Source organism: bacterium (assembly GCA_037143175.1).
In the GTDB taxonomy this organism is placed as follows: Bacteria; Verrucomicrobiota; Kiritimatiellia; order CAIKKV01; family CAITUY01; genus JAABPW01.
In genome coordinates, this window is sequence record JBAWZF010000006.1 from 33742 (window position 1) to 60585 (window position 26844).

The following is a 26844-nucleotide window of genomic DNA, read 5'->3' on the forward strand; positions in this document are numbered from 1 at the left end:
GGTAGGGGACCGTTAGCGGTATTTAGCAAGAAGAGGCACTAGTGCCTCCAGTGTGGCGGGTGGCACGGTCTTCATATCAGTCATGATGGCGTTTTTCAGTGCCTGCTGACAGGAGCACTCGTGTTTCGCGGGAAGTTGCGCGACAAAGCGGCGAATGATTTCTTTTGCCAGAGCGGTGTTGGCGGTGAGGGTCTGGATGATCATATCAACCGAAACTTCCTCTTCGCTGACGCGCCAGCAGTCGTAATCGGTGGCCATCGCCATGGGCAGGTAGCAGAGTTCAGCCTCCCGGCATAGCTTGGCTTCCGGCAGGCTGGTCATGCCAATGATATCAAAGCCCATCTGGCGGTAGGAGTTCGATTCCGCCCGGGTTGAGAAGGCGGGCCCCTCCATGTTCACATACGTACCCCCTTTATGAAGGCGTACGATATCACCCAGTTTCAGCGAACTGACGACTTCGACGGCAACCTTGGCCATGAGTTCCCGGAGTTTGTGGCAGGTGGGATCACCGAAAGAAACATGGCCGACGATGCCGTTCCCGAAGAAGGTGTGGTTCAGGGACCCTTTGGTACGGTCAAAATATTGGTCGGGCAAAACAATGTCACGCGGGCGGATGCCTTCACGCAGACTGCCGACAGCGCTGACTGACATGACGAGATCCATACCAAGTTTTTTAAAGCCCCAGATATTGGCCTTGTGATTGATTTCGGCCGGAAGGATCCGGTGTCCCCGGGCGTGGCGTGGCAGGAAATAAATGTCAATGCCGCTTAAGGTGCCATGGATATAAGCATCGGAGGGCTGGCCGAAGGGGGTGGTCAGGGAAATTTCGTTAACATTCTCGAGTCCTTCGAGTTGATATAAACCGCTGCCGCCAATGATTCCGAATTTCATGGGTGTCCTTATCAGTAAAGTGTTTTCTACTTTATGTTCAGTATCTGAACATCCTGTAAAGGGGTGGTAGGCCGTGTGGGATTCGAACCCACGACCCCAACATTAAAAGTGTCGTGCTCTACCAACTGAGCTAACGGCCTGCGAAAAAGTCGCGTTACAATAGAGAAACGCCGAAGCGATGTCAACGGCGTATCGACAAAAAGGTGAGGCACGGGTATATATACCGAAAAGCCAGTATGCAGTAAGCAGTTGGCCGGGTGAGCGGAGATTCGATGCCTTTTACACTTTCACATGTGGCGGTGGCTGCGCCTTTGGCCCGACTGGGCTTGATTATGTCGGCCCTGGTCGTCGGCAGCATGGCTCCGGATTTTCTGTATTATTTGCGTCTTTCGACTAACAATAACTGGGGGCATTCGCCGGAGGGGATCGTATTTTTTACCCTGCCATTGGCCCTATTTGTCCTGTGGGGATTTCACGCTTTCATAAAAAGGCCTCTCTTATATCTGGTTCCTCTGGCCCATCGCCGCCGATTAGTACCCTATGCGGGCCATTTTGGATTCTGGCCGCTGAAACGGTTTTTTCTCATTCTTATTTCGGTGGTGATCGGCATCCTTATCCACTTGCTGCTGGATAGTTTCACCCATGATTATGGCCTGCTCGCCGAACGGCTTCCCTTTTTGAGGGAACCGGTATTGCAGGTGTATGGTCGGGCGATGCCGCTGTGTGACCTGCTCCAGTTCGTCATGTCATTTGGCCTGTTGCTGGTGCTGGTCACGCAATATGTGCGCTGGTTTTTTCTGAACCGGACTGGGGCGAGTCTTGCCACTTTTCTTGATTTCAGGACTCATTTGCCCTTGTACGTGGTGTTGTTGTTGATCGCCACGATTTCGGCAGTGCTTTATGCAAATTATTCCATCCCGATTGTCAGCGATTTGCGGACCCTGCGCCTTTTTGCAGGCCGGCTTATCCTGTTTCAGATGTCCGCACTCGTGCTGGAAATTCTGATCCTCATCGCTTACCGAAACCGGGTCAGGCTTTGAATGAGCAGATGTATTCGGCGATACCGGATTCTACGGTAATGTCGAACTTGGAATTTCCCGGCACATCGAACTGAGTGCCTGCGGCATAGGGAGTCCAGGAAGCGACGCCTGCTTGCCGGGCTTTACAGGTGCCGGCAATGATCTTCATTTCTTCCGGAGCCCCGGTATTGAACGTGTAGGTGCCTGGATAGATCAGGCCCAGTGTTTTCTTGGTGCCATCGGGAAGGACCAGGGTGTGGCTCACCACTTTGCCGTCGAAGTAGATATTGGCTTTTGCCGTTACAGAAGCATTTTCAAAGGTGATCGCGCTCATGGTGAAATTCCTATTCTGACAGAATTTAGCATTTTCAAATATTGGCCCGCCCCATATAGGAGGGCAATCCGCGCAAAATATCATGCCTGAGATTGGATGCAAGAAAGTCTTTGTGTTTTCTCTTTAAGATCATTATACGAGTAACCCTATGAAATCATTTATACATGACGATTTTATCCTGAAATCCAAAACAGCTCGCCGTTTGTATCATGAGGTGGCTGCCGTTCAGCCGATTATTGACTATCACTGCCATCTGCCTCCAGCTCTGATTGCGAGCAATCATCAGTTTCGTAATTTATATGAAATCTGGTTGGCCGGAGACCACTACAAATGGCGTGCGTTACGATCCAACGGGGTTGCCGAACGGTTTATTTCAGGCGATGCCACGGATTATGAAAAATTCATGGCCTGGGCCGGAACGGTGCCTTACACCCTGCGCAATCCCCTCTATCATTGGACCCACTTGGAATTGAAGCGTTACTTTGGCATCGATGAACTGCTGGATGAAAAGTCGGCGCCCCGCATCTGGGAAAAAGCTAATGAGGCTCTACAACAGCCTTATATGAGTGTCCGGGGCTTGTTGGAAAAGAGCTGCGTTGAGGTGGTATGCACAACGGATGACCCCATTGATTCACTGGAGCATCATCGTGAAATTCAGAAGTCAGGACTGACCACTAAGGTCTACCCCACTTTCCGTCCCGATAAGGCACTTTGGATTGATACACCTGCCTTTAATGGCTGGGTGGATGCCCTGGAGCGCGCCAGTGGCCTGACATGTGTGAGGTTGACTGATTTCCTGGCCGCGTTGGATAAACGACATGCGTTTTTCCATAAGATGGGGTGCAGGTTATCTGATCACGGTATTGAACGGTGTTACGCCGAGCCTTGCACCGAGGTCGATGCCAGTGTCATTTTTGATACGGCAAGGGCGGGTAAAAATGTTTCACGGGAAGCGGCGGACAAATACCGGTCATTCATGATGTTATTTTTCGGACGTCTTGATTATACACGGGGTTGGGTCAAGCAGTTACACTTCGGCGTGCTGCGCAACAATAATTCCAGGATGATGAAACAACTGGGGCCCGACACGGGGTTTGATGCCATTGGAGATTTCGAGCAGGCGAAGGCTCTTGTCGGATATTTAAATGCTCTGGATCAGGAAGGGCATTTACCCAAAATGATCATCTATAACATCAATCCGTCCGATAACCATGTGATCGGCACGGTAATGGGATGTTTTCAGGATAGTACGACGCCGGGCAAGATTCAGTTGGGCAGCGGGTGGTGGTTCCTGGATCAAAAAGATGGGATGGAGGCCCAGCTTAATGCGTTGTCTAACTTGGGCTTACTGCGCCGGTTTGTCGGGATGCTGACGGATTCCCGGAGTTTTCTCTCCTACACACGTCATGAATATTTTAGAAGAATCTTGTGCCAGATGATTGGACAGGATGTGGACCGGGGCGAATTACCTGATGCCCCGGAACTGATCGATTCGATGGTTAAAGATATCTGTTATGGAAATGCGAGTCGTTATTTTTCGTTTTCGTCATCAAAGTCGCAGTCATAAGATGTAAAGTATTGAAGGAGATTATTTATCATGAAAATTGAACTGAAAAAAAACTGTAAGTACTCCCTGTTGGTTCCTACGAGCATGGGCATCCGGATCACGCCAGTGAATGGTCAACCGGTACACTGCGGGGGTACGTTCATGATGCAGCCGACCAGCGCTGAAACGAATGTCGCCAGCGTTGTTTCGTATCTCGGTTTGCCGGTCAAAGTGTTGACGACGTTTGTGAAGGGTAGTCCTATCGCCCAACTCATCAAGGATAATCTGCGCGCCCGCAACATGGATTTCGAAGGTGCTGAGGTTGCGCAGGGTGGGCCCTGGGGGCACCGTCATCAGATTAACATCGCGGACAGCGGGTTCGGGTCACGAGGGCCGCGTGTATGGAATGACCGAGCGGGCGAGGTCGGCCGTACACTGAATGTGAAGGATTTTGATCTGGATCGAATCTTTGGCAAAGAGGGTGTGCAGATTGTCCACCTGTCCGGCTTGATTGGAGCACTTTCCCCGGAAACAAGTACATTTTGTCTGGAGCTGGCGCGTGCCGCGAAGAAGCATGGTACCAAGATCTCGTTTGACCTGAATTACCGCGCGTCGTTTTGGAAAGGACGCGAGAAAGAGCTTTCGGCCATTTTCGCCGAAATTGCCAGTGTGGCTGACATCCTGGTCGGTAATGAAGAGGACTTCCAGTTGTGTCTTGGTGTTCAGGGACCCGAAGCGGGGGGCAAGGACATTAAGGCGAAGATTGATGGGTTCAAGGGAATGATTGAGCGTGTGAAAAAGGCGTATCCCAATGCCCAGACGTATGGCACCACGCTTCGTGAGGTTGAGGATGCCAACAATCACCTGTGGGGTGCCTTGGTGGCCGCTGGCAGCGAGTGGTATGTTGTTGAACCTCGCCATATTACCGTGCTTGACCGCATTGGCGGTGGCGACGGATTCGTCGGGGGGATGCTCTATGCGATCCTCAAGGGGTGGGAACCCGAGAAGTGGATTCAGTTCGGCTGGGCGACTGGCGCCCTGGCAACCACTTTGCTGACCGATTACGGTCAACCTGCGGATGAGGACCAAGTGTGGAGTATTTGGAAGGGCAATGCCCGCGTTCAACGTTAAGGGAGTTTCAACTCAATAATCATATTCCGTATTTCTACGCTTTCAGCAAGCAAGATAATAAGGAGCCATCTGCCCATCAAAAGCAGATTTTTGGCTGGCCACTCGGTTGAAGATCAGGCGGTCAACAGCACATCCCGAACTTTATGAGCGAGCTCGTTGCGGGAGAATGGTTTGGCCATGAAGGCTGTGTTTTGTTCCAGCACACCGCGCTGGGCTATTACATCGGCCGTATATCCCGACATATACAAAACCTTGATAGAAGGCCTGGTTGCACAGATACGTTGTGCCAGTTGTTTTCCATCCATACCGGGCATGACCACGTCCGTTAACAGTAAGTGAATATCAGTCGCATACTGTCCTGACAATTCTATTGCTTCCTCCGGAGTGTTTGCCGACAGGACTTTATACCCATAAGTTTCCAGGAACAGGCTGCACGTCACTCGCAGTGAATTTTCGTCTTCAACCAGTAGAATCGTCTCCCCGTGGCCTTTGGGGGCTTCTGCGGCGATAGCCTCGGCTGCTTCAGCAGTAGAGTTCATAACCTGCGGGAAATAGATCTTGAACGTGGTCCCCTTGCCCGGTTCGCTATAGGCGTTTATAAAACCATGATTTTGTTTAACAATGCCGTATACAGTTGCAAGCCCCAGTCCTGTACCGCTGCCAACGCCTTTCGTGGTAAAGAATGGCTCAAAGATATGCGTCAGTGTTTCAGGGTCCATGCCACACCCATCGTCGCTTACTGCCAGAAACACATAGGAGCCGGGAGTTGCGTCCACATGCCCATTGCAATACATCTCGTCAATGGCGATGTTTCCTGTTTCGAGAGAGATGGTCCCAAGCCCTCCCATGGCATCACGGGCATTGAGGCAGAGGTTGGCAAGGATCTGGTCAGCCTGTGATGGGTCGAGCATAACAGGCCGAAGGGCAGGGCAGGGGTGCCAGGCCAGCTTGATGCCTTCGCCGATCAGGTGTTGCAGAAGTTTGAGCATGCCAGCCACAGCATCATTAAGATTCAGGATCTTAGGCGCGATAGTCTGTTTGCGGGCAAAGGCGAGAAGTTGATGTGTAATCTCCGCGGAACGTTGGGCTACGTTGGTGATTTCGTCAAGCCATTGGCGGCTCGGATGTCCGATGTCGATGTGATCCCGGCATAGTTCGGTGTAACCCATAATGCCCATGAGCAGGTTGTTGAAGTCGTGTGCTACGCCTCCTGCCAAGCGGCCAATTGCTTCCATCTTCTGAGCCTGGCGGAGTTGGTTTTCGAGTTGGACCTCATGAGTGACATCGTGTTTGGATGCCACATAGTTTACGACCTTGCCAGTGGCATCGCGTACGGGGGAAATGGACGCCTCTTCCTCGTAAAGTTTGCCGTCTTTGCGTTTATTGATAAAATGGCCGCGCCATACTTCCCCACGATTCAGTATCGCCCACATCTGCTGGTAAAACTCCGGATCTTGTTTGCCGCTTTGCAGGATACGTGGGTTCTGGCCAATCGCTTCCTCGCGGGTGTATCCCGTTGTGGTCTCAAACGCGGGATTGGCATATAGAATTATGCCATCTTTGTTGGTAATCACGATTGTATCTGCAGTCTGTTCAACCGCGGTCGCCAAGCGGGTGCGGACTTCCCCCGCCCGTTTACGTTCGGTGATATCGCGGATATTGCACTGGATGACCTTCTTTTGATCCACAAAGTAAACATTGCTGATGAATTCAACGTCAACACGGCGTCCATTAAACGTTTCCAGCGGCAGGTCATCATAGCGGACATATTCCTTCAGCTGTAATTCAAGGAAATTTTCCCAACTGGCGATGGTGTCTTTCAGGAATCCTAGTTCCCAGATGGCCTGTCCGATGATTTGATCGTGGGAGTAGCCTAGCAAATTGAGCAGGAATGGATTTGCGTCCACGACCGTTCCTGTAGCGGCATCTAAGATTAATATGCCATCCCTGGCTGTCTCAAAGAGCCGTCTATAACGAAGTTCTGAGGCAGCTAACTCAACCGCCGGAGTTTGAGCGGAAGCAATGTCAACTAACTTCATCTCAGGGGTTGCGGGTATGATGGGTCCCTCAGTCATATTTCACCCCGTTAAGGAGCGTTTCAGTTTTCTCACCCAATTCACCCAATTGTGAGTAAGCGACATCCGGCAAGACCGCAAATTGCGATAATGACCGCAAGCTGAAAGCTCCACATCACTAATTTGTAGAACATGTTTTTTCTCCTGGTGACACTCATGCTAGACTGAATTATTCAATTGATCGCATCCTTCAGCATTTTAGTGGCGCCTGATTTCTCCATCCAAGTCTTCTCGTTCATGGCCGCACGGAGCAATAAGCCGCCTCCTATCACGTAGATCAGGCCCAGGGAAATGCCGAGAACCGCTTTGGTTTCAACGGTCCACGGCAGAAGGAGGAAGAGTCCAACGTGAATAAGTACCAGTCCCATGCAGATAAGCCCGATGACGAGCCCCATCCCCATTAGACCTATTGCCGACATCCTGGCGGCCTTTACGCCCTGCAAATAGGCCTTTGCGGCCTCAATCTTAAGCAGTTGGAGCGACAGATTCCGGTAGTTGTCCATCATTTTGATCGCGACAACCGAAAGAATCCCCTTAAACAGGTTTTTGAACATAATCCCACCTTGATTTATGGAGTTATTTACGATTGCGTCCAAGCAGATAACCAAGCGCCAACCCGACGGCCGCTGTTCCCGCGATGTAGGCCCACGGATTATGATGAACACTTTTGTTCACATCATCGGCCATCTCCCTGGCCTTTTCGATGCTGACGTCCTTGGCATGCGATACCGCATCAATGGCATGATCCTTTTTGTTGATCAATGCTTTCATAAGGCTGCTTTCGTTCTCAATAATCATATCTCTCAGATTTGTATATTTATCCGACATGACTGTGCGCAATTCATCCTTTTTCTGCTTGGCGGCCTCTTCAAGAAGTTTCAGTGCTTCGGCAATCTTTTCGTTACTTGTGTGATCCATATGAATCCTCTTTCTTTACTTTACTTTCGCTGCTTCAACCGTCATCTCGTTTTTTACTGTGTTCACGCCTTGGATGTCGCTGACCAATTTGGTTACCAGGGATTTTTCAGCTTCATTTTTAGCTATACCGGTCAACGTGACCTCGCCGAGCAGTGTCTCGACCTTGGTTTTCATGGAGCTGGTTGAAAGATGCGTCAGCAACGCTGTTTTGACCTGAGCGGTGATCGAGGCGTCATCCATTTTCTCGCCTGCGGTTCGCTCAGCCAATACAGGAGTTGAAGCCACCGTCATTTCATTCTTCAGCTCTTTCACGCCTTCAATATCCTTGGCGTATTCGGACGTCAGTTCCTTTTGGGCTGCGCTTGATGCTTCACCCTTAAGCGTGACGACCCCATCCTTAACTTCAACCGTGGTCTTGCTGATATTGACGTTGCGATGGAATAACAAGGCGATCTTCACCTTCCGGCCAATCCACATATCCGCTGTTTCGGCGGCGACTTCAGCTTTGGTCGCCAGCTGATTGTCAACACGGGTAACCCCGCGAAGATTGGCAGCTGTTTCCTGCGCCAAGGTCTTGCGATAATCTTCGGCTACCGTTCCGGTCAGTGTGGCAACGCCGTCCTTTGCATTTATCTTAACTACATCGTTGATGAGATAGGTCTTATAGACGTAGGTTTGTTTGAACGACGACTCAATCCGATCATCGCTCTCTGACGCACGCACCACAGAACTCGTGATGACTAGGGTGGCCGACGCCGCGGTAAATGCCAAGGTTAGTAATGCTTTCCGTTTCATAATTTCACTCCATCTCTTTCTTTTTCGGGGGTAACCCCCACTCGTTGACTCATTTTGTTTAACTCACTTCTGGAAGCAGGATATCCCCTGGTTCCGGCTTCAGCTATGGGGTATTACCCTGCCACAACTGAAGGTGATCAGCACAGGGAGTTAACCTGGTACTGCTTGTGTGAGGGTCTCCATGAGTTTATCGAATGGCCAGCAGAATTTCTCGACGCCTTCATCTTCGAGTTGTTGCGTAATCTGTTCGATGCTGATTCCGAGCAGTGGCAAGTGTTTTAATAAGCGTGCCGCTTCGGCAACATCCTTCTCAAGGGTGGCGCCCGGCTCTCCGTGATCACGGTAGGCGTCAAGGGTCTCAACAGGGAAGGTGTTAACCGTATCGGGCCCGATAAGTGCTTCGACGTATTTAATATCACTGTAGGCTGGATTTTTTGTGCCGGTACTGGCCCACAGGAGTCGCTGGACATGAGCGCCTTGATCCGCCAACTTCTTGAAGCGGTCGCTATCGAAGATCTCTTTGAAGATTTGATAGGCCATTTTTGCACTGGCGATAGCAGCCTGCCCACGAATGTTTTTTGCAGAATCTGCTGATTTTGTGTTGTGGAGTGCAGAAGCCTCCAGCAATGGATCAATCACCGTATCAATACGACTCAGGAAGAAGCTCGCTACGGAAGCGACCCGCTTCACACTCTTGCCTTGGGCAATACGCGCTTCGAGCCCGCTGAGGAAAGCCTCCGCGACCTGCCGGTAACGCGGCAATCCGAAAAGCAGGGTCACATTGATGTTGATGCCCTCGCAAATAAGTTGCTGAATGGCCGGCACCCCTTCAGTAGTTGCTGGCACCTTGATGAAGACATTGGGGCGGTTCAGGGCTTTCCACAATCGGCGGGCTTCCTGAATAGTGCCCTGGGTGTCATGGGCTAAGTGGGGATTGACCTCCAGGCTGACATATCCGCTTTGGCCGTCGGTTTTGTTGTAGAGCGGACGAAACTCATCGGCGGCGCTCTGCACATCGCTCTGGCTGAGGGTTTCGTAAATGACTTTGGCTTCTTTCCCTTTTTGGGTCATGGACTTAATATCTGCATTATAAAGCTGGCTTTCCACAATCGCCTTTTCAAAGATTGCGGGATTCGAGGTCATGCCCTGTAATCCGTCTTCCTCGATAAGTCGGCGCAGTTCGCCGCTGGTAATCAGATCGCGACGGATATAATCCAGCCAGATGGATTGGCCGAGTGTTTCCAATTGTTTGAGAGAATTATTTTTCATGTGCGTATACCACTGTTGTTTAAAACTGGTTTCGCAACTCCTGTATTGTTGCGAAAAAGGCCAATTTTGTAATATAGGGTATTATCCCACCTCTGAGGATAGACTGATTCCATGAGGGCGCAAGGTGGAGAAACCTGATTTCTCTATCAGGTAAGTCCTGATAGCCCGGGGAGAGGGGGGGGGAGGCCAGTACTTCGAATTGGTGCTATCTCCTTTTTATGCTTGCGCTGCAAGGGGTTATTGAGGATTATCCGCAGTTCTTAGTCGGTGGGTAGTGGAGTTTTTCGGGGGTGTCTCCGGTTCCGCTGGCCCGTGTAACTGAGTGAAAATAACAACGAAAAGTAAGATATGGCTAAAAAGCACAAGAAGAGCACTGCGCCGGTGGTTGTCGAAGACGCCGCCCGGGTTCAGATGTCTCAGATGTACGAAGAAACCCTGAAAACATTCACCGAAGGATCGATTATTCCCGGCAAAGTCCTGGAAGTCCGCGGGGATGGAGTCCTTGTGGACATCGGGTACAAATCAGAGGGTATGATTCACGCCAGTGAATTTCCCGATATCTCCGTGGTCAAGCCCGGTGATGTGTTTAATGTCCTGCTCGAGGGCATTGAAGATGATGAAGGTATGGTCATGCTCAGCAAGAGCAGAGCCGAACAACAGGAACACTGGAATCAGGTTCTGGATACCTACAAAGAAGGCAGCATCGTCAATGGTGATGTCCGCAGTCGCGTCAAGGGCGGATTCATTGTGGATGTGGGCGGCGTGGAATCCTTCCTCCCCGGTTCACAGGTTGACGTTACCCCGGTTCATGATCCGGATGCCCTCGTCGGCAAGACGCTCGAATTTAAGATTATCAAGATCAATGACGATCGCCGCAACATCGTGTTGTCGCGCCGTGAGCTGATGGAAGACCGTCGCCGCGACCGTAAACGCGAATTGCTGACCGAGATCAAGGTCGGCCAGGTCCGTAAGGGCTCGGTCAAGAATATCACCGACTTCGGTGTGTTCGTGGATCTTGACGGTATGGACGGCTTGCTGCATATCACGGATATGAGCTGGGGCCGTATCAACCATCCGACCGAATTGGTCAAGGTGGGCGACGAACTCGAAGTCGTCATTCTGGACGTCAATCTCGAGAAGGAACGTGTTTCGCTTGGCTTGAAGCAACGGAGCAACAATCCCTGGGAAAATATTCAGGCGAAGTATCCCGTGGGCAGCCGTCTGCGTGGCAAAGTGGTCAACTTGGTTCCTTATGGCGCGTTCGTCGAAATCGAACAGGGCGTCGAGGGCTTGGTCCACGTGTCCGAAATTTCCTGGACCAAACGTATCGCGCGCGCTTCCGATGTCCTTACCGTTGGACAGGAAGTGGATGTCGTGGTGCTGAACGTCAACCGCGAAGAGCAAAAGATCGCGCTGGGCATCCGTCAGACTGAGGAGAATCCCTGGGATGGCGTCCGTATGCGTTATCCGATCGGTGCCCGCGTCAGCGGCAAGGTGCGTAACCTGACCTCCTATGGTGCCTTTGTGGAACTTGAAGAAGGTATTGACGGAATGGTTCACGTGTCCGATATGTCCTGGACCCGCAAGATCAATCATCCCTCTGAAGTTTTGAAGAAGGGTGAGGAAGTTGCGGCCGTGGTATTGGAAGTCGATCCTGACAATCAACGCATCAGCCTTGGCCTCAAGCAGGCCCAGGAAGATCCCTGGTCTACGATTGCCGCCCGCCTGAAAATTGGCCAGATGGTCAAGGGTAAGGTCACCAAGCTGGCATCATTTGGTGCCTTCGTGGAGATCGAGGAAGGCATTGACGGGCTCGTTCACATCTCGCAGATCAGCGATGATCGCGTTGAGAAGGTGAAGGATGTGCTCAAGGTCGGCCAGGAAGTCGAAGCCCGTATCGTTCGTATTGACCAGGTTGATCGCAAGATCGGTCTGAGCATCAAGGCGGCGAGCGTGTCCGATGAAGACTTTGTCGTGAAAGACGAGATGCTCGAAGGGCTCCGCCCGGGTGAGGATCTGGTCGATCTCGCAGGTGCCTTCGACGCCGCCTTCGGCGCCAGGGACGAGGAATGGCGCCCGGGTGAGAAATCCGGTGGCCGAGACCGCGACCGGTAGAAGACCTGTTGTAAGTAATGAAGTGACGAGGCGCGCCGGACCACCAACGGGGCGCCTCGTTTTTTTAGTGGGAGTGTTTTCCATGATGAATGCCATTGATGTATTGAAGGGGCGGGGGCTATTTGATGCCGTCACCAGCCCTGATATTATGAAGCAGGTGGAATCGTCCACCGCCGTGTATGCCGGTTTTGATCCCACCTCCAATAGTTTGCAGGTCGGTAATTTCGTCACCATCATGGGCTTGGCCCATTTTCAGCGGGCCGGGCATAAAGTGATTGCACTGGCCGGTGGAGCCACCGGAATGATCGGCGATCCCTCCGGAAAATCCAGCGAGCGGAATCTCCTTTCGCATGAGGATGTCGAGCGTAACCTGGTGGGCGTGAAGGAGAACCTGTCGCGCTTTTTGGATTTCGATTGCGAAATTGCGCCGGCGAAGATTGTAAACAACAACGATTGGATCGGGCGGTTCAGCTATATCGAATTCCTGCGTGACGTGGGCAAGCATTTCCGCATGGGTGCGATGCTGGGCAAGGAAAGCGTCCGAGCCCGCATGGAGAGTGAAGCGGGGATGAGCTATTGCGAGTTCAGTTACCAGCTCATTCAAGCGTATGACTTTTTACATCTCTGGGACACGGAGGATTGCCGCATTCAGATCGGCGGCTCTGACCAGTGGGGGAATATCACAGCTGGAACGGACTTGATCCGTAAATTGCGCGGGGGTGAAGCGTTTGGCATGACTTTCCCGATCATTTGCGACAGCAGCGGTCAGAAGTTCGGCAAGAGCGCGGGCAATGCGGTCTATCTGGACCACAATCGCACTTCGTATTATGACTTCTATCAGTTCTTTGTCCGGACAGAAGACGCGGATGTGATCCGGTTCCTGAAGATTTTTACTTTTCTGCCTTTGAGCCAGATCGATGAAATTGCCCGCGAAATGGCGGCCGCTCCGGAGAAACGGCTGGCCCAGAAAACCCTTGCGGAAGATATGACCCGGACCATCCATGGCCCCGAGGGTCTGGCGATCGCCCTGCGTGCCAGTGAGGTGCTGTTCGGTGGATCCATGGAGGGTATGAAGGCGGGAGATTTGATCACAGTTTTCGCCAACGTACCGTCACGTGAACTGCCTCTGGCCTCTGTCAAGGAGGCCGGGCTGCTGGATGTGGCCGTTGCAGCGGGTTTGTGCAAGAGCAAGGGTGATGCCCGCCGGTTGGTGACTGAGGGTGGTTTCTACGTAAACAATGTCCGCATGACCGATGCCGCAATGCGGATTGGCGGTGACATGCTGATCGAGGGGCGCGTCATGGTTCTGCGCGCTGGAAAGAAGAACTACTGCCTGGTCAAGGTGGTCTAGCCAGATTGGCGGATTTGACGTATCGTTTCCCGGTAAAGCTCCACGGATATCCGTAAATGATGTTCTGTGACCAGTTCATCAACGGCTTTGATCGCCTCCGATTGGGAAATAAATTTGGCTCGTGCAGCCCTGATCATGATGCCCAGTGTGCCTGCAACGGGAAGTCCTTCGGCTGAGGCGATGCGTCGTACCAGGCTGTCGTCGGTTAGGATGAGCGATGGGCGGTGTTTTTTCGCCAGCGTCAGGACATGTCGGTCAGCCATGCTCAAGGCCGAGGCCGGGAAGAGTGAACTCTGTACGGTCTCGATACGACAATGTTTGAGGAATTCCCGAATGCGCTGCTGTTCATTAAATGGGATAGTATTTTGGGTGAGTTCGCGCCAAACGCTTTTAGGCAACAAAACCGTTCCGGGGAATACATTTCGGATGAGCGCTAACTGATCCAATTTGGCCAGAAATATTACCGGGCAGGCGTCCGCCACAACAACATTCATGAGGCCAATTCCCTGCGAAGATCATCCGCCGTAAGATTTAGTTGCAGGCCGTTCTCCGGGAAACGGGTCAACAGGTCGTAGAGACTCATGTCGGCCATTTCCGCCGCGCGGGATAGTGTGACTTCACCACGGCGGTACGCAGCACATGCGGTTTCGCAGCGATAATCGGCATACCCCCGGCGCAGAAGACGTTTAAGCAACGATGACCGATCCAAGCCATCTTGGGCAGCCGCCTGATCCAGTAATTTGACTTCATCGGCATTCAGGCGAAGGGATAATGTCATAGTTTTCATTATGTATACGATTTCCTTATCTGTACACAGTTAATCAAAATGGGCTTCATATGACAAGGAATCAATGTCATGGACGGATCCTGTCTAGTCAAGGTGGTCTAATCCATTTGCCCGAGCTAGTACGAGTGTGCTAGGTTTCTGCCAACATGAGCGGAAATATTTACCAGGAACTGACGCAGGCCTTTAACGCGGGACGGCTGCGAGCCATTCTGAGCAGTGGGCAGGCCGTCGTGATGCATCGGCTGGCCGTCATGAGCAAGGATGGCGATTGGATTCTGGGCGAGACGCCCGCTGTCCTTGTCTCACGTGCCGAAGGCCGGTTGCCATTTCAAGACTGTTTGCTAATGCCGCCGAGACGTCGGCATCCACCTCGGAGGCCAAAGGCGCAAATTCGACACCTGGTGGGATATCCATTGACGGCGTGGACACGGGTTCAGGGACGACCACCGGTACCGGGTCGGGTGTCGGCATTGGATCCATTACGGGCGATTCGTGATCTGCGCCGCTGCCTGCCCGCAATGCTTCGCATAGCGATGCAGGCGGGGGGATAGCGGCTACTACAACTTGAATTGGCACCAGACTGATATCCCGTCCCTAAGCGGACCTTCATCATGGCTACCCCTGCGCCTTGCCAGAGAACAAAGACCGGGCGTTGATTGGCGATGGCTGTCGAGACTGGCGCATAGACACTCGGACAGCAAATGATCCCCAAGCACTCCAGGATCAATCTGGCAATACGCTGACGCCCCGCCTCGGCTTCGGGTGGGAGTGTCACCACGACCAGTTTCAGGCCGCCACGAGCAAGAACCGGCTCCAGCTCCGGGATGAGTGACAAAGTGGAGGTGGGGCTAACGGTAACTGTTTGTCTGTCCCGCCGCGCAATTCACGTACGGCAGAATATCGTTCTGCGAAACAATATGATAATCAATTCCATTGACTCGGAACGAGGTGGGTAGCATTATTTATGCAGATTTAATGAAAAGCTAAATTGCAATGCCGACTGTACTAATTATAGGGCCATATCGGTTTTTCTTTTACGCAAGCGATCACGGGGAACCCCCTCATGTTCATATTGAGCGGGAGGACTGTGTGGCAAAGTTTTGGATTAATCCAGTTCGTTTAGAGCGTAGTGGGGGATTCAGTGGGCATGAGATATCGAAATTATGTCGCATGGTTGCTATACATGAATCGCTTCTGATGGAGAAATGGAATGAATACTTCAGCGCTTGAGTTGCCGGGTTTGACCGCGGAAAAAGTTGCCGTAAATGACGAGAGCCTGATCGTGGATCTTTCTGATGGTCGTGTATTAAGCGTGCCGTTGGCGTGGTATCCCCGGTTATTACATGGGACCCGGGCGGAGCTTCATCGGTGGCGGTTGATTGGGCGTGGATCAGGGATCCATTGGCCCGATTTGGATGAGGATATAAGCGTTGATGGGCTTTTGCGTGGTGCGAAATCTGGGGAGAGCCAAGCCTCCCTCTCGAAATGGTTGGTTGCCCGTCGGGATGTGGGGCCCATGGGGAAGAGGCGAAATATCCGGTTATCTGCAAATGAGTATACTCCTGCGAGCGCAGCAAAAGGTGTGCGTCGAGTGGCCGAGGGGTCGGCAGTTTATGGGAAGCCCTACAGGAAACCCAGATTGACAAAATCTGGAACAGTGCAATGAGGCCAAAATTCCCGTCTGCGGCGGCGTTATCAGTTGATGGGTTATCAAGATGCTGAGGCGCCAAATGAAAGTCCAGCCGGAGAATCCTTAACGTCTTTTCCCGTTGTAGTAGCCGCTGTCCCCAGGCCCGCCCTCTGCCTCCTCGCCCCTTGCGGGAGAGGATTGAGGTGAGGGGTTTATAGCAACCGGTTCGTCCCTCTCAGTGCGCTCTGGTCAGGGACTGTCACTTTAGTCTGCGCAATACTGGTAAAGCGCATTGTGCAAAGAGTTAAGCCGATGATTTTGAGGATAGATTTTCTATCCCAGAGGGCTCTGCTCCGAAGGTGGCATCACCGGCGAGAGTGGTGGTTCGGTCATCGTAGGCGGTGTCACAACGGGAGGCGGCACGAAGGCCGGTGCGGACACCGGTTCGACTTCTACTGGCGTAACATTTGACGAAAGGCGGAGTGCCTTCATCATGGCTACCCCTGCGCCTTGCCAGAGAACAAAGACCGGGCGTTGATTGGCGATGGCTGTCGAGACTGGCGCATAGACACTCGGACAGCAAATGATCCCCAAGCACTCCAGGATCAATCTGGCAATACGCTGACGCCCCGCCTCGGCTTCGGGTGGGAGTGTCACCACGACCAGTTTCAGGCCGCCACGAGCAAGAACCGGCTCCAGCTCCGGGATGAGTGACAAAGTGGAGGTGGGGCTATGCGTTGAAATCACCAGGCTGATCTCCTTAGATCCCGGAGTTGCAGACAAAGCCGGGGCTATGGCTAGTTTGGCCATCTTGGTAAACCGTATATTTGCCGCCCGCCGATATCCCTGCGGATAATTTGTCTGTCCCTAAAGGCTCCCTGGAACTGGCCACGGCACCTGAGAAACGTCTCGCTCAACTCACGTTGGCGGATGAGATGACCAGGACTGTACACGGGGCGGAGGGGCTCGCCATAGCGCAACGCGCCAGCCAGGTGTTGTTCGGTGGCTCAATGGAGGGGATGAAGGCGGATGATCTGATCAAAGTGTTTGCGAATGTGCCCTCGCGTGAGTTATCCTTGGATTCAGTTCGGGATGCCAGCTTCCTGGATGTGGCAGTGGTGTCAGGGCTCTGCAAGAGCAAGGGCGACGCGCGGCGGCTTGTGAACGAAGGCGGTTTTTACATCAATAACATCCGGATTACGGAACCTGCGGGGAAGATCACTGGCGACATGTTGGTGGATGGGCGTGTGCTGGTCATGCGGGCGGGAAAAAAGAACTATTGCCTGGTCAAGGTCGTCTGAGACAATCAAAAATAAGGATGGGATAATGAGTACAATAAGATATTTTTCAACGGTATGGGCCGGTGTTGCGTTGCTTGCTTTATCAATGATTACGGCACGCGCGGAAGACAATGGTGCCGAACATCCCTGGACAGTTAGTTTTGGACTTGGCAAACTCGACACTGAGGGCGATGCGATTGTCAATGACGCCAGCTTTTGCACGCTGTCGTTGGATTATTCCCTGTCGCACAGGTTCTCAATCGAAGGATCATTGACCTGGGTGCCACGGTTAACCGGAAATACTTTCACTGATTACTCATCCGGTTCACCGGAAACAGTTGATCGTCTGGAAGCCGAAACCGGCGCATCTGATACCTGGGCGGTGGGCGCCGCCGTTGATGTTTTATATCATATTTCCAGCGGGCAGAGGGTGGACCCGTATCTGTCCCTCGGTTATGGCGTTCTCCGCTATGGCGAAGAGATCGGCGAAAATGACTGTTACGATACGACACCGCGGGCCGGTGCCGGCCTGTTTTATCACCTCTCTGACTCAGTGGCCGTTCGTGCTGATTATGGCTATTACCTGAATGGAGACTGGCGGAAGAGTAATTCAAATTCAAAATTCGGGATCGGTCTTGCCTGGACCTTTGGTGCCAACAAGCCAGTGGTTTTGCCGCAATCGGTCGCAAGGCCGGGTGTTGAGGCATCCGTGATCCCCCCTGCGGGCGGCGAGGCCACCACGCGGGTGGCTGCACCAGTGGTTGTCGATTCGAAAAACAAATCTGACGATCGCGAGAAGTATGTATTGCACATAGAATTTGCCGAGGGCAGTTCAAAACTCATGGCGCAATACTATGAACATCTGGATGTGATCGGAACAATCTTGAAAGACACGCCGGACGTCACTGTGCGAATCGAAGGGCATTGCGAACAGCTTGCATCCTCTTCCGAGCGTCAGGCTAAAAGCCTGACACAAAAGCGGGCCGAGGCTATCCGTGATTATTTGGCAGGCGACAAATGGAATATCGCCAAAAAACGCATGGAAGCCGTAGGGTGTGGATTTAGCATGCCGATTGAAAAACCGGATTTGATCAACGGCAACCTGGCAAATCGCCGGATTGAAATCTACATCAACCGTCCTGCCGCATCCGCGAAGCAGGGGACTGTCACTCCGGCAGACAAATAAAAGTCTGTCACTGTTTGTAGAACGGCAGGTAGCGGTAGTATACTTCCAGGCATAATGCCGCCGTGGCGGTGGTGTACACCCGCCCGCCACGTTCGCCCAGCACGCACACCGGATCCCAACTGCCCTTGGCGGCACCTTTCATAACCTGCCCGGTCAGCAGCGCCTGGACCAGGGCCTTGTTCCATGTGACAAACTCAGGGGCCCCCGACATGTGCAGCGCAAGCGTGGTGTAATACCAGAAATACAGGTTCACGGTATGGTCCTTCGGCGACCACACCGGTAAACGGGCCATGAGATAGGGGATGGTCTCGCCCTGGCCGCGCATGCGGGTATTTTCTTTCATCATTAACTGGCAGAACCAGCCTTCGGCTGTCATGGTGGGCGTTCCTGCATGCCCCGGCATATAGGCATAGAGCCCCTCTTCGTTTCCGCGTCGAACACAATCCAGCCATTTTTCAACCCACTGGAAATGCTGCGGGGGGATCTTGAAGCCGGCAATCATGGCGCTCTTCAGGGCCAGCACCTGCCAACCAGTCACGGACGTGTCACTGTCTTTCCGTGGTTCATATCGCCAACCAGCCCCGGGATTTTGTGCCTTCAAGATGAAGTCTACCGCCTTTTTAATGGGTTCATTCAGGCGTTGATCACCCGTCATGGAATAGGATTCGCACAGGGCCGCAGTGGCCATTGCCTGGCCATACATCTGTCCTTCCCGTTGCAGGTTGCCGTCTTCCTTCTGTCCGTCGACAAGCCAGTTCAGTGCCTTGCGCACCGACTCCTTGTGCTCGCCCTTCACATGCGTATACCCGGCGCCCAGATAGGATAGCAGGCACAAGCCGGTGAGCGCCACATCATCATCACTGCGGTCACCACCTCCACCACAACGGGAGATGGTTTTGAATCCATCCACATCCCAGCGACCATCATCGCTTTGTGCCTTGGCTAGCCAGATGAGTGCCTCTTCGACAGCCTGTTCGGTTCTGACGGATCCGCCTAGCTCACGGATGATGTCCTTGCGTTTTTCCGGAGTTCTGAGTTTGTACAGCGCTTTTTCTGGAACGGTCTTCGGCACGGAAGCCAATTCATCCGATATCAGCAACCGTGGCGTCTCCTTGCCACTGAACCCTAACACTGGCTGAGCGGAATGCCCCCTCTGTCCATCGCCCCCGGCCTTCAAATCAATATCCATCCTTGTATGCGGCCTGCCTGCGGAAGAAGACATACTTGCGGAATCAAAATCCATCAATCCGCCACCGGCTGGTGCGCTATCCGGCATGAATTGTCCGCCCGCCTTGGTGACAATAATCTCTGCCGCCGTCTTTGGTCCCGTGGAAACGGTTGCGCTGTCACCTTGGCCCATGCCTTCCGCGGCCAGTTCCCTGCCGGTTTCGCCAAATGACAAGCGCACGTCATTTCCGACCGCAGATCCGGATCTTATCAATGATACTGAATCCTGCCCGATGCCGCTCCCCTTCGTGCCGCGGGGTTGTGCCGCAGGGAGGGCGTCCACATCCGCCAGGCTTACGTTGATGTTGCCTCCCATCGACGAGGTCGGCAGTGAAAGCTGCGACCGTGAGCCCTGTTCGCCCGTCTGCGAAATTCCAGCATCAGCCTTTTCAGGCTTGAGGCCGATGCGGGCGAGTGCCGACTGAATTTCATTGCCACTGGAAAGTGTGCCTGTGTCCGCCGTGGCCATTGCCGGGGCCAGCCCGGCAAGGATATCAGCCACTTTTGCGCCAGCCCCTGCAGCGGAGCCCGGATTCTCAATTTTTGTTGCATCAACATCAGCCGCCATAGAGCCGGACAAGCCTCCTATCAGTACTTCAGTTGCTTTGCCAGCTAGCGAGTTGTGTGTGCCTGCCGCCCCGGAAAGAACGCGCCCAGCGTTCAGTCGTTGCGAAAAAGCCGCATCGTCAGGCTGTCCCCAACTTCCGGCGGCCTGGCTCTTGCCGGTTGTCAAGGCATACCGCAGTTTGTCAATTCCGCGGAGAGATCTCACCTCTTCGCTGGCACTACCCGATGAAATGGTCGCCGCCGGTGCCGCGGCGCCACCCATATCCACCATTGCTATTGCCATTGAGCGCGAAACAGCCGATGTGAGTTCACTCGTGTCTCCTGCGGGGCGCGTGGTAGTCTGTGCCTGTGCTCCCGGAACGTCAAAGGGGGTGCGCTCACCGGCGCCGGCTGTGTGATTTTCGGATGTTGTCAAATCGACTGAGTGTCGTGCCACCCATCCACTGTTTACGTCCGGAATGTCTCCCGTGGTCAATCCGCTCTTTACAGCTGCAATAGATTCAAAAGCATCACGACCATTCAATTGTGCTGGCATGGACGATTGTGTGCGCTCAACCTGAATTCCCGCTGCGGATCCACCTACATCCACGAGGGGGTGGGTGCCGGTTTCACCCATTGTTACCAGTAACCGGTCCTGTAGGGCGAGGCGGTCAGCGCCCGCGGGAGCTGTCTCTTTTGTGGAAGTGACTCTAAATTTGGTATTCTCAGCCGCCGGACGTCTTTCCAGCGTAATTGACGCTTTGGACCGGTTCAGTGGGGCCTCTTGCATCGCGGATGTTTGTCCGCTCCGTAAGGTTCTGACCTCTTTTTGGGTGTCAAAGACGGGTTCAGCTGCCAGCGCAGCGGCAGCTGGGCCAACCACGGGGCGTTGCGTGTCGGTCATCCGGACTGGTGCGCTCAGGAATTGTGCATGACTCGTTTCGCGTTGTTGGGGCGTTGTATCCACCCGCGGTTGTGATTTCCGGGTTATGGGGGTGGCATCGGACAGGCTGGCAGCGGCCACTCTGGCCATTGTGCCTTTCAACTCGCGCGACAACATTGCCGCCGCCGGCGCATCGGGTGCCGATGTTCCCTGGTGAGCGACATCCATGGCGTGTGATGGCTCACCTGTACGCTTTATTTCCATCCGGCCGGGTGCCTCTGCATCCTGGATTTGTTTCGCCTTCAAGTTCAATGCTTCGATTTTACCGGCGCTACCGCTGGTCCGCAGTATATCGTCCGTTTTTCGCCCGCCGTGCTGTATGGGTTCAATTTTTACGGTATCCCGCGTGAGTGTCCGCTGCATTTCATTCCTAGTCACATTCCGGTGGTCATTAATTGGAGCGGCCAGGGTATCGATCTGCAGTTTTTGGGGCATCTGCCCAGGCAGTTCCCGGGGCGATGGTTTCACTGGAGCGGTTTCGCCGGCATTCTTGATCTGGGCGAGGGCGACCAGTTTAGTCTTGTTGATATCGGGAATCGTCTCTTCAGTCCTGGTGAGCGCTTCCTGAAGCTGCGCTTTGGCCCGTGAAGCCTCAACGGGCTTCATTTTTTCCTGCATGGGCTCCGGTGGCGGCCCGTGCTTCAGTTCCAGCATTAGCTGCGCCGCCCTGGCTTCAATGGGATCCACCAGTGATTCCTTTTTGACGGATAGTTCCCGGAGATCGGGCTTTGTGGTTGCGGTAAACTGTGCCCGCATATCCTGGCTTAACTGGCTTTCCGTCATCGGGGGGACACTCGATGACAACTCCAACCTGCCTGCGGTCATGTCAACTTCGGGCACCGGGGTGCTCAAGACAAACAGACCGAACAACGAGGCCGTCAACATGTGTGCCACGATGCTGATGAACATGCCGAGCGCGACAAAGCCAGAGGTCTGACGACGCCCGGCGGCCAGCAGTGAAATCACCAGAAGACCGACAGCTGTCAGGATGGCCGCCAACAGGGGGAAGCCGAATCGCGCCAGGACATAATGCCAGTATTGCGCCCAGCTGACAGGCGCCAGAAAACTGGTCGCGACAGCGGCGACAAGGCCTGCGGCAATCAGCACCCACATCCAGGGCTGCAACGCTGATCCTCGTACGTTACCCTTCAATGATCATTTTCCGTTCGCGAAATAGCTTCACCTTATTTGTCGCCTTGGTTGGTCGTGAGATAGGTATGTTTCACGCTGTGTTTTTCGCACAGGTCCAGAATATTCACGGCGAACTGGAGTACTGCGCGTTTGTCGCCACGGATGACCACGGCCTGATCGGGATTCTCTGATTTTGCCATGCCGATAAGCCGGTCAACCTCCTCAGTCTGTCGTACTTGTCCGCCAATGACGAATTGTCCATCCTGGCCAACATTGACCACCATTTCCCGTGGCATGGCCATCATGGGCCTGGCATTGCGGCTGTCCGGCGGTTTCACGCGGACATCCCGCTCAATATCAGCGAACTTCGTGGCCATCAGGAAAAAAACCAGGAGGAACATCATCGTGTCGATCATGGGGATCACGTTGATGCCGAAAAAATCATGTTCGGGAATTTTTATTCGCATCGTGGGGCCCAGTCTCAGCTTTTGGAAGCCAGTTTTTCAGCCAGTTCCGTCGCGGTATAGTCAATTTCGCTCACCAGCCGCTCTACCCGTTCCTGGAAGAAGAAATACATGACCAGGGCCGCGATGGCGATCGTCAACCCCACTGCCGTTGCCACAAGGGCCTCATAAATGCCCCCGGCAAGGAGTTCCGTCCGGCCCAGCGCGTCTTCCGATGCGGCCACGGTCATGAACGTGCGGATAATACCTGTGGCCGTCCCCAGCAACCCGAGCAGCGGAGCCACACTCGCCACGGCGGACAGCACACGGTTATTCCGCTGGAGCTTGGAGACCTCTTTGGCGGCCGTGTCCTCCATGGCCTTTTCCACTTCCATGATGGGGCGGTTTGCACGGCGTATGCCAGCCGCCACGATGCGTGCGAGGGGACTTGTCGCACCTTCCAGTTGTGCCTGCAAGGCCTGGGCATTGAAGGTGTCCCCGGGTTGGTCCAAGGCTGTGCGCAGTTGCAGCACGGTTTGTGGTGGCGACACCACCCGGTTGCGAAGGGTGAAGAGGCGTTCAAAAGCGAATCCCAGCGCAAGAATGCTGCAGAGATAGAGCGGGTACATGACAGGTCCGCCTTTTTGCAGGAGCTGAATCATGGTCAGGTCACGCATGTCAGGGGCGGTGCCTGTTGTTTCCTTGCTCGTCACTACCGTTCCGGTTTGTTGCCCCATGCCGGTCGCTGCTCGTGGCGCTGGCTGTTTATCGGCCTGCGCCATGGTCACGCCCGCACACAACATAATGATACCCATCACACAAACAAACCTGTACTTGGTCATGAAACACTCCTCTTGTAGTTATCGAGATTCGGACACGTCAATGGGTCATTTTGCGCTACGCCGTTCCGTTGCGGGTTTGGCCCATTTCGTGTCGCTGAAGTTTTTGATAATATCGTTGTATGAGTTCAATGCTTGCGCCTTATCGCCCAGCGCCTCATAACATTTGGCGCTCTCAAACATGGCCCCCGCCACCCATTCGCGATGTTCACGGTAGAGGGCAATGACCCGCAGGTAAGCCATGATGGCAGCTTTATAATCGCTCTTGGCCTGCGATATCTGACCGATACAGAACTGTGCTTCCGCACCGGTTTCAGTCTTGGTGCGCTTAGTCACTTCCAGGAAGCTCTCCTCGGCGTCCGGGTATTTACCGAGGTTGAACCGGGCTTTCCCCAGCAGGAAATGGGCCTGGACGAGGATGCGATCATCGGGACTTTTCCTGATCAGGGTTTCGAGCGGATTGATCGCCTCCGCATACTTGTCAGTGATGATGAGGCAATTGGCCAGCCCCAGGCAGGCATCGGGCAAGAATTCATGTGTCGCCGACCGCTTGTCGACAATGAACTGGCGGAAGCGCTCAATAGCCAGCGCGGTCTGTCCGTTCCTGGCATGGGCCTGCGCCGCCTGCAGAAGGGCATCAGGGAACAGTTCGTTATCAGGGAAATCCTTCACCATGCAGTCGAATTCCACGGCCGCCTTCGCATAGCGGTCCATCAGCCAATAGCACCAGCCCATGCGGAAACGGGCCTTGTCCGCGAGGCGTTTGTCCTTGGAGGTGTCCAGCACCTTGCCGTAAAGGTCTAGAGCCCCGTCGAGTCGCCTGGTGCGGGCTTCAGGTTTTTCGCCGGCGGCTTCCTCCGGCTTTATTTTGTATGTGGCCTCGGCCAGGTAGAAATAGGCGTCTGCGGCTAGCGCATCCTTCGGGAATATATCGGCGAGCTGCCGGAACACACGGAGGGCGTCATTATCCTTTCCTGCCTGCCGCCAGGACCAGGCCTGCTCATACAGGATGCGGACCCTGTCATCTGCCGCAGGGTAGTTTTCATCCAGCGTCTTGTATGTTGCCGCTGCTTCCGCCCATTTCTGCTGTTCCTGCTGGCAGGTGCCAACCGCTAACAGGGCTGTGCGCGCGAGATCGTGTTTCGGGAAGGCGGTGAGGACTGCGGTGGCGGCCTGTTCCCCCTCAGACCATTTTTTCATTTTGATGAGGCTTCTGGCCTTGCGATATAACGCCTGCGCGGTCAGGTCCGCAGCGGGGTATTTCGCGGCCATTTTGTCGAATGCCTGCACCGCCTCATTCCATTGTTCCCGGTCGTAGTAACACAGGCCGATGCCGAACAGCGCGTAGGGGGTGAGCTCATCCGCTTTTTCGCGACTGGCCACCAGTGTATATTTATCCACCGCCTTCTCATAGGCTTTCTGGTCGTAGTAGCACTCCGCAAGTTGATATTGAACCTGGGGGAGCAATTCACTGGCGGGATAGTCTTTGAGGAAACGTTCCAGGTGTTTGGCGGCGCCAGCCTTTTTGTCCTGCTTCATGTCGGCCACTGCCAGTTTCAGGAGGGCATCATCACCGAACCGGCTATGCTCCGGGGTATCGAGGTAGGCGGTCAGGGCCTTGCCCACCAGATCGTATTTTGCCATTTCGAACAGGCAGAGACCCTCAAGATAAAGCATCTCGGAGGCAATCGAAGCGCCGGCCGCCTTCGCGTCGATGATCTTGAGTTCATCGAGTGCCTCCTTGTTACGCTTTTCGTAGTGGTGCACCCAGGCCAGCCGGTAGTGGGCGCGGGCCACGCGATCCAATGCCTTGTCCCCTTTCTGCAGGAACTCCTGGTAACGTTCAGCAGCGCGGGCGTATTGCTTGAGCAGGAACCGGTTTTCACCGCTCAGAAACAGCACTGGAGGAAGCAGATCGTTCTTGCCGAACTTATCGCGGAAGGAGTCGCACAGGGCGTCGGAATCGGCATACTTATCGGCGCGATGCAGTGCGGCACAGGCTGAATACAGGGCGCGCGGCGCCTGGTCGTTTTTCTCAAAGGCCGCGGCATACTCCTTGAAGGCCCCGGCCGCCTCCTCAAATTTATTCCTTGCCAGCCGGGCATCCGCCAGGCCGAGGTGCATGTCGCCTGCCATGGATGACTGCGGAAAATCATGCAGGGAATCGCTCAGTACCTTTTCGGCCTCTTCAGCCCTGTCAGATTTCAGCAGGCTCATCGCGACCCAGTACGAAGCCTCGTCAGCCAATTCCTTTTTGTTTTTCCGCACGGGGTCAAGCCGCTCAATGGCATTCTTGTAGTCGCCGGCCTCAAAGAGGGCGGTGCCGGAGTACAGCCGCGCCTTGGCCGCCTGTGGGCTCTGTGGAAAACGGCTGGCCAGCTGTTCAAATGCGACGGCAGCCTCTTTCAGTTTGCCAGCCTTGTAGAGGGCCAGTCCGCGTTCATACCCGGCGGCCTCGGAAAATTTTCCACTTCCCTCCGTGACCGATTCATAGGCCGCTGCGGCCTTAGCATAGGCATCCTGCCTGTAGAGTGACTGGGCCAGGCGGAAACGCGCCTCCTCATGCAGTTCGCTTTTGGGATACTTCGCGAGGAACCGCTCGAACGATTTCTGCGCCTCGCTGAAACGATTCTGATTGAACTGCGCAAAGGCATAATTGAAGAGGCTGCGTTCGATGAGGTTCAGAAAGGCCTCACCAGCCTTGATCCCGGCGGCATCAAGCTTTTGCAGCATGGCCTTCGTTTCCGGTGTGCTGTCTCCCTCATACTTGTCGACGTACAGTTTTAGCAGGTCTTCAGCTTCCTTGTTCTTCTCCATGCTGATTAGGCAGGCGGCCTGGCGGGCCATGGCCCAATCAGCAAGGTAGTGAGTTGCATATTTTTCGCGGATCTGCGCGAACAGTGCAACCGCATCGTTGAATCTGCCAAGCGCCACATAGGTCTGGCCGAGTTGGAACAGCATTTCGGCGGATTGCGGAAAGTTGGGACTGTCGGTGCGGACCTGCTCATACGCTTTGGCGGCCTGTTCAAACTTGTCGGTATGGAACAGCGCCTGGGCCAGGCCAAACTGCGCATCAGCCTTGTGTGCATGGTCAGGATAATTCTTCAGGAACGCATTATAGGAATCCGCAGCCATGTCATACTTGCCGCTGTTATACAGCCAGACGGCAAAATTGTAGTCATCCACCGCTTTGGTGGCCGTCTTGTCCATGGCGGCCGTGAGTGACATTACGGCGCCGAGGCTGACAAGGCAAAACAGGGCCGCAATCTTTTTTGTGACAAAATGCATGGCGATTTTCTCCGAAGACGCACGGAACGAACGGTTTTGCACACGATCCATTCGTGCATGGAATTATATGGATAAGAAGTCTCTTTTCGGACGGCACGGA

Annotated in this window: 25 protein-coding genes and 1 tRNA gene; 11 read left to right on the plus strand and 15 right to left on the minus strand. The window is 53.9% G+C overall.

All coding sequences use genetic code 11. The annotated features are described in order from the left end of the window. Positions 1–12: 12 nt before the first annotated feature. Together mtnP and WCI03_03825 are read right to left on the minus strand one after the other, a co-directional pair. A complete protein-coding gene (gene mtnP, locus WCI03_03820; protein MEI8138977.1) occupies positions 13–891 on the minus strand; it encodes an S-methyl-5'-thioadenosine phosphorylase in 879 nt (292 codons plus the stop codon). Positions 892–955: 64 nt separating this feature from the next. Then, positions 956–1031, minus strand: a tRNA-Lys gene (locus tag WCI03_03825). A 132-nt stretch (positions 1032–1163) separates the two neighbouring features. On the opposite strand from WCI03_03825, the gene WCI03_03830 reads away from it, so the two are divergent. Further along, positions 1164–1931, plus strand: coding sequence for a DUF4184 family protein (locus tag WCI03_03830; GenBank protein ID MEI8138978.1), 768 nt, complete (start codon positions 1164–1166; stop codon positions 1929–1931). Here WCI03_03830 and WCI03_03835 read toward each other — a convergent pair. Continuing rightward, positions 1921–2244 carry a pyrimidine/purine nucleoside phosphorylase gene (locus WCI03_03835; GenBank protein ID MEI8138979.1) on the minus strand — a complete coding sequence of 108 codons (324 nt, stop codon included), beginning with the start codon at positions 2242–2244 and terminating at the stop codon, positions 1921–1923. The genes WCI03_03830 and WCI03_03835 overlap by 11 nt on opposite strands. A gap of 148 nt (positions 2245–2392) precedes the next feature. Here WCI03_03835 and uxaC point away from each other — a divergent pair, with 148 nt between their 5' ends. Beyond that, positions 2393–3811 (plus strand): glucuronate isomerase, encoded by a 1419-nt coding sequence (gene uxaC, locus WCI03_03840; GenBank protein ID MEI8138980.1) that lies wholly within the window; start codon positions 2393–2395, stop codon positions 3809–3811. Between the two features lie 30 nt (positions 3812–3841). After that, the gene (locus WCI03_03845) at positions 3842–4921 is read left to right on the plus strand and encodes a sugar kinase (protein ID MEI8138981.1); all 1080 of its coding nucleotides are present in this window, start codon (positions 3842–3844) and stop codon (positions 4919–4921) included. A 113-nt stretch (positions 4922–5034) separates the two neighbouring features. On the opposite strand, the gene WCI03_03850 is transcribed toward WCI03_03845, so the two are convergent. The 5 genes from WCI03_03850 to tal form a co-directional block, all read right to left on the minus strand. Beyond that, on the minus strand, positions 5035–6996 hold the full coding sequence (locus WCI03_03850) for a PAS domain S-box protein (GenBank protein MEI8138982.1): 1962 nt from the start codon (positions 6994–6996) through the stop codon (positions 5035–5037). 173 nt (positions 6997–7169) lie between these two features. Continuing rightward, entirely contained in the window at positions 7170–7550 is a 381-nt protein-coding gene (locus WCI03_03855) for a hypothetical protein (protein MEI8138983.1), read from the minus strand. A gap of 22 nt (positions 7551–7572) precedes the next feature. Next, positions 7573–7914, minus strand: a complete 342-nt coding sequence (locus WCI03_03860) for a hypothetical protein (GenBank protein MEI8138984.1) — start codon at positions 7912–7914, stop codon at positions 7573–7575. 15 nt (positions 7915–7929) lie between these two features. Next, on the minus strand, positions 7930–8709 hold the full coding sequence (locus WCI03_03865; protein ID MEI8138985.1) for a BON domain-containing protein: 780 nt from the start codon (positions 8707–8709) through the stop codon (positions 7930–7932). Between the two features lie 150 nt (positions 8710–8859). Next, entirely contained in the window at positions 8860–9978 is a 1119-nt protein-coding gene (tal, locus tag WCI03_03870; GenBank protein ID MEI8138986.1) for a transaldolase, read from the minus strand. 411 nt (positions 9979–10389) lie between these two features. On the opposite strand from tal, the gene rpsA reads away from it, so the two are divergent. Further along, on the plus strand, positions 10390–12093 hold the full coding sequence (rpsA, locus tag WCI03_03875; GenBank protein ID MEI8138987.1) for a 30S ribosomal protein S1: 1704 nt from the start codon (positions 10390–10392) through the stop codon (positions 12091–12093). An 82-nt stretch (positions 12094–12175) separates the two neighbouring features. Then, the gene (gene tyrS / locus WCI03_03880) at positions 12176–13444 is read left to right on the plus strand and encodes a tyrosine--tRNA ligase (protein MEI8138988.1); all 1269 of its coding nucleotides are present in this window, start codon (positions 12176–12178) and stop codon (positions 13442–13444) included. On the opposite strand, the gene WCI03_03885 is transcribed toward tyrS, so the two are convergent. Beyond that, the gene (locus tag WCI03_03885) at positions 13441–13938 is read right to left on the minus strand and encodes a DUF3368 domain-containing protein (GenBank protein MEI8138989.1); all 498 of its coding nucleotides are present in this window, start codon (positions 13936–13938) and stop codon (positions 13441–13443) included. The genes tyrS and WCI03_03885 overlap by 4 nt on opposite strands. Continuing rightward, positions 13935–14231, minus strand: a complete 297-nt coding sequence (locus WCI03_03890; GenBank protein ID MEI8138990.1) for a UPF0175 family protein — start codon at positions 14229–14231, stop codon at positions 13935–13937. The genes WCI03_03885 and WCI03_03890 overlap by 4 nt, the downstream gene beginning before the upstream one ends. Before the next feature lie 146 nt (positions 14232–14377). Here WCI03_03890 and WCI03_03895 point away from each other — a divergent pair, with 146 nt between their 5' ends. The 4 genes from WCI03_03895 to WCI03_03910 all read left to right on the plus strand — a co-directional run bounded on the left by WCI03_03895 (position 14378) and on the right by WCI03_03910 (position 15897). After that, positions 14378–14782: a hypothetical protein gene (locus WCI03_03895; GenBank protein ID MEI8138991.1), complete on the plus strand. Its 405-nt coding sequence runs from the start codon at positions 14378–14380 to the stop codon at positions 14780–14782. Between the two features lie 77 nt (positions 14783–14859). Then, entirely contained in the window at positions 14860–15063 is a 204-nt protein-coding gene (locus tag WCI03_03900) for a hypothetical protein (protein ID MEI8138992.1), read from the plus strand. Positions 15064–15224: 161 nt separating this feature from the next. Continuing rightward, positions 15225–15461: a DUF4160 domain-containing protein gene (locus WCI03_03905; protein ID MEI8138993.1), complete on the plus strand. Its 237-nt coding sequence runs from the start codon at positions 15225–15227 to the stop codon at positions 15459–15461. Next, on the plus strand, positions 15442–15897 hold the full coding sequence (locus WCI03_03910) for a DUF2442 domain-containing protein (GenBank protein ID MEI8138994.1): 456 nt from the start codon (positions 15442–15444) through the stop codon (positions 15895–15897). Before WCI03_03905 ends, WCI03_03910 begins: the two co-directional genes overlap by 20 nt. 297 nt (positions 15898–16194) lie before the next feature. Here the strand turns inward: WCI03_03910 and WCI03_03915 are convergent, their stop codons facing one another. Next, positions 16195–16608: a hypothetical protein gene (locus WCI03_03915; GenBank protein MEI8138995.1), complete on the minus strand. Its 414-nt coding sequence runs from the start codon at positions 16606–16608 to the stop codon at positions 16195–16197. 110 nt (positions 16609–16718) lie between these two features. Here WCI03_03915 and WCI03_03920 point away from each other — a divergent pair, with 110 nt between their 5' ends. Beyond that, positions 16719–17162 carry a S4 domain-containing protein gene (locus WCI03_03920; protein MEI8138996.1) on the plus strand — a complete coding sequence of 148 codons (444 nt, stop codon included), beginning with the start codon at positions 16719–16721 and terminating at the stop codon, positions 17160–17162. A 25-nt stretch (positions 17163–17187) separates the two neighbouring features. Beyond that, positions 17188–18327, plus strand: a complete 1140-nt coding sequence (locus WCI03_03925) for an OmpA family protein (protein MEI8138997.1) — start codon at positions 17188–17190, stop codon at positions 18325–18327. Positions 18328–18334: 7 nt separating this feature from the next. Here the strand turns inward: WCI03_03925 and WCI03_03930 are convergent, their stop codons facing one another. From WCI03_03930 to WCI03_03945, 4 genes are read right to left on the minus strand one after another with little or no spacing between them, the layout of a single operon-like run. Further along, on the minus strand, positions 18335–22195 hold the full coding sequence (locus WCI03_03930; GenBank protein MEI8138998.1) for a hypothetical protein: 3861 nt from the start codon (positions 22193–22195) through the stop codon (positions 18335–18337). Positions 22196–22227: 32 nt separating this feature from the next. Next, positions 22228–22641 carry a biopolymer transporter ExbD gene (locus WCI03_03935; protein MEI8138999.1) on the minus strand — a complete coding sequence of 138 codons (414 nt, stop codon included), beginning with the start codon at positions 22639–22641 and terminating at the stop codon, positions 22228–22230. Positions 22642–22655: 14 nt separating this feature from the next. Beyond that, the gene (locus WCI03_03940) at positions 22656–23459 is read right to left on the minus strand and encodes a MotA/TolQ/ExbB proton channel family protein (GenBank protein ID MEI8139000.1); all 804 of its coding nucleotides are present in this window, start codon (positions 23457–23459) and stop codon (positions 22656–22658) included. Positions 23460–23504: 45 nt separating this feature from the next. Then, complete coding sequence (locus WCI03_03945) at positions 23505–26666, minus strand: tetratricopeptide repeat protein (protein ID MEI8139001.1); 3162 nt, start codon at positions 26664–26666, stop codon at positions 23505–23507. Between the last annotated feature and the right edge of the window lie 178 nt (positions 26667–26844).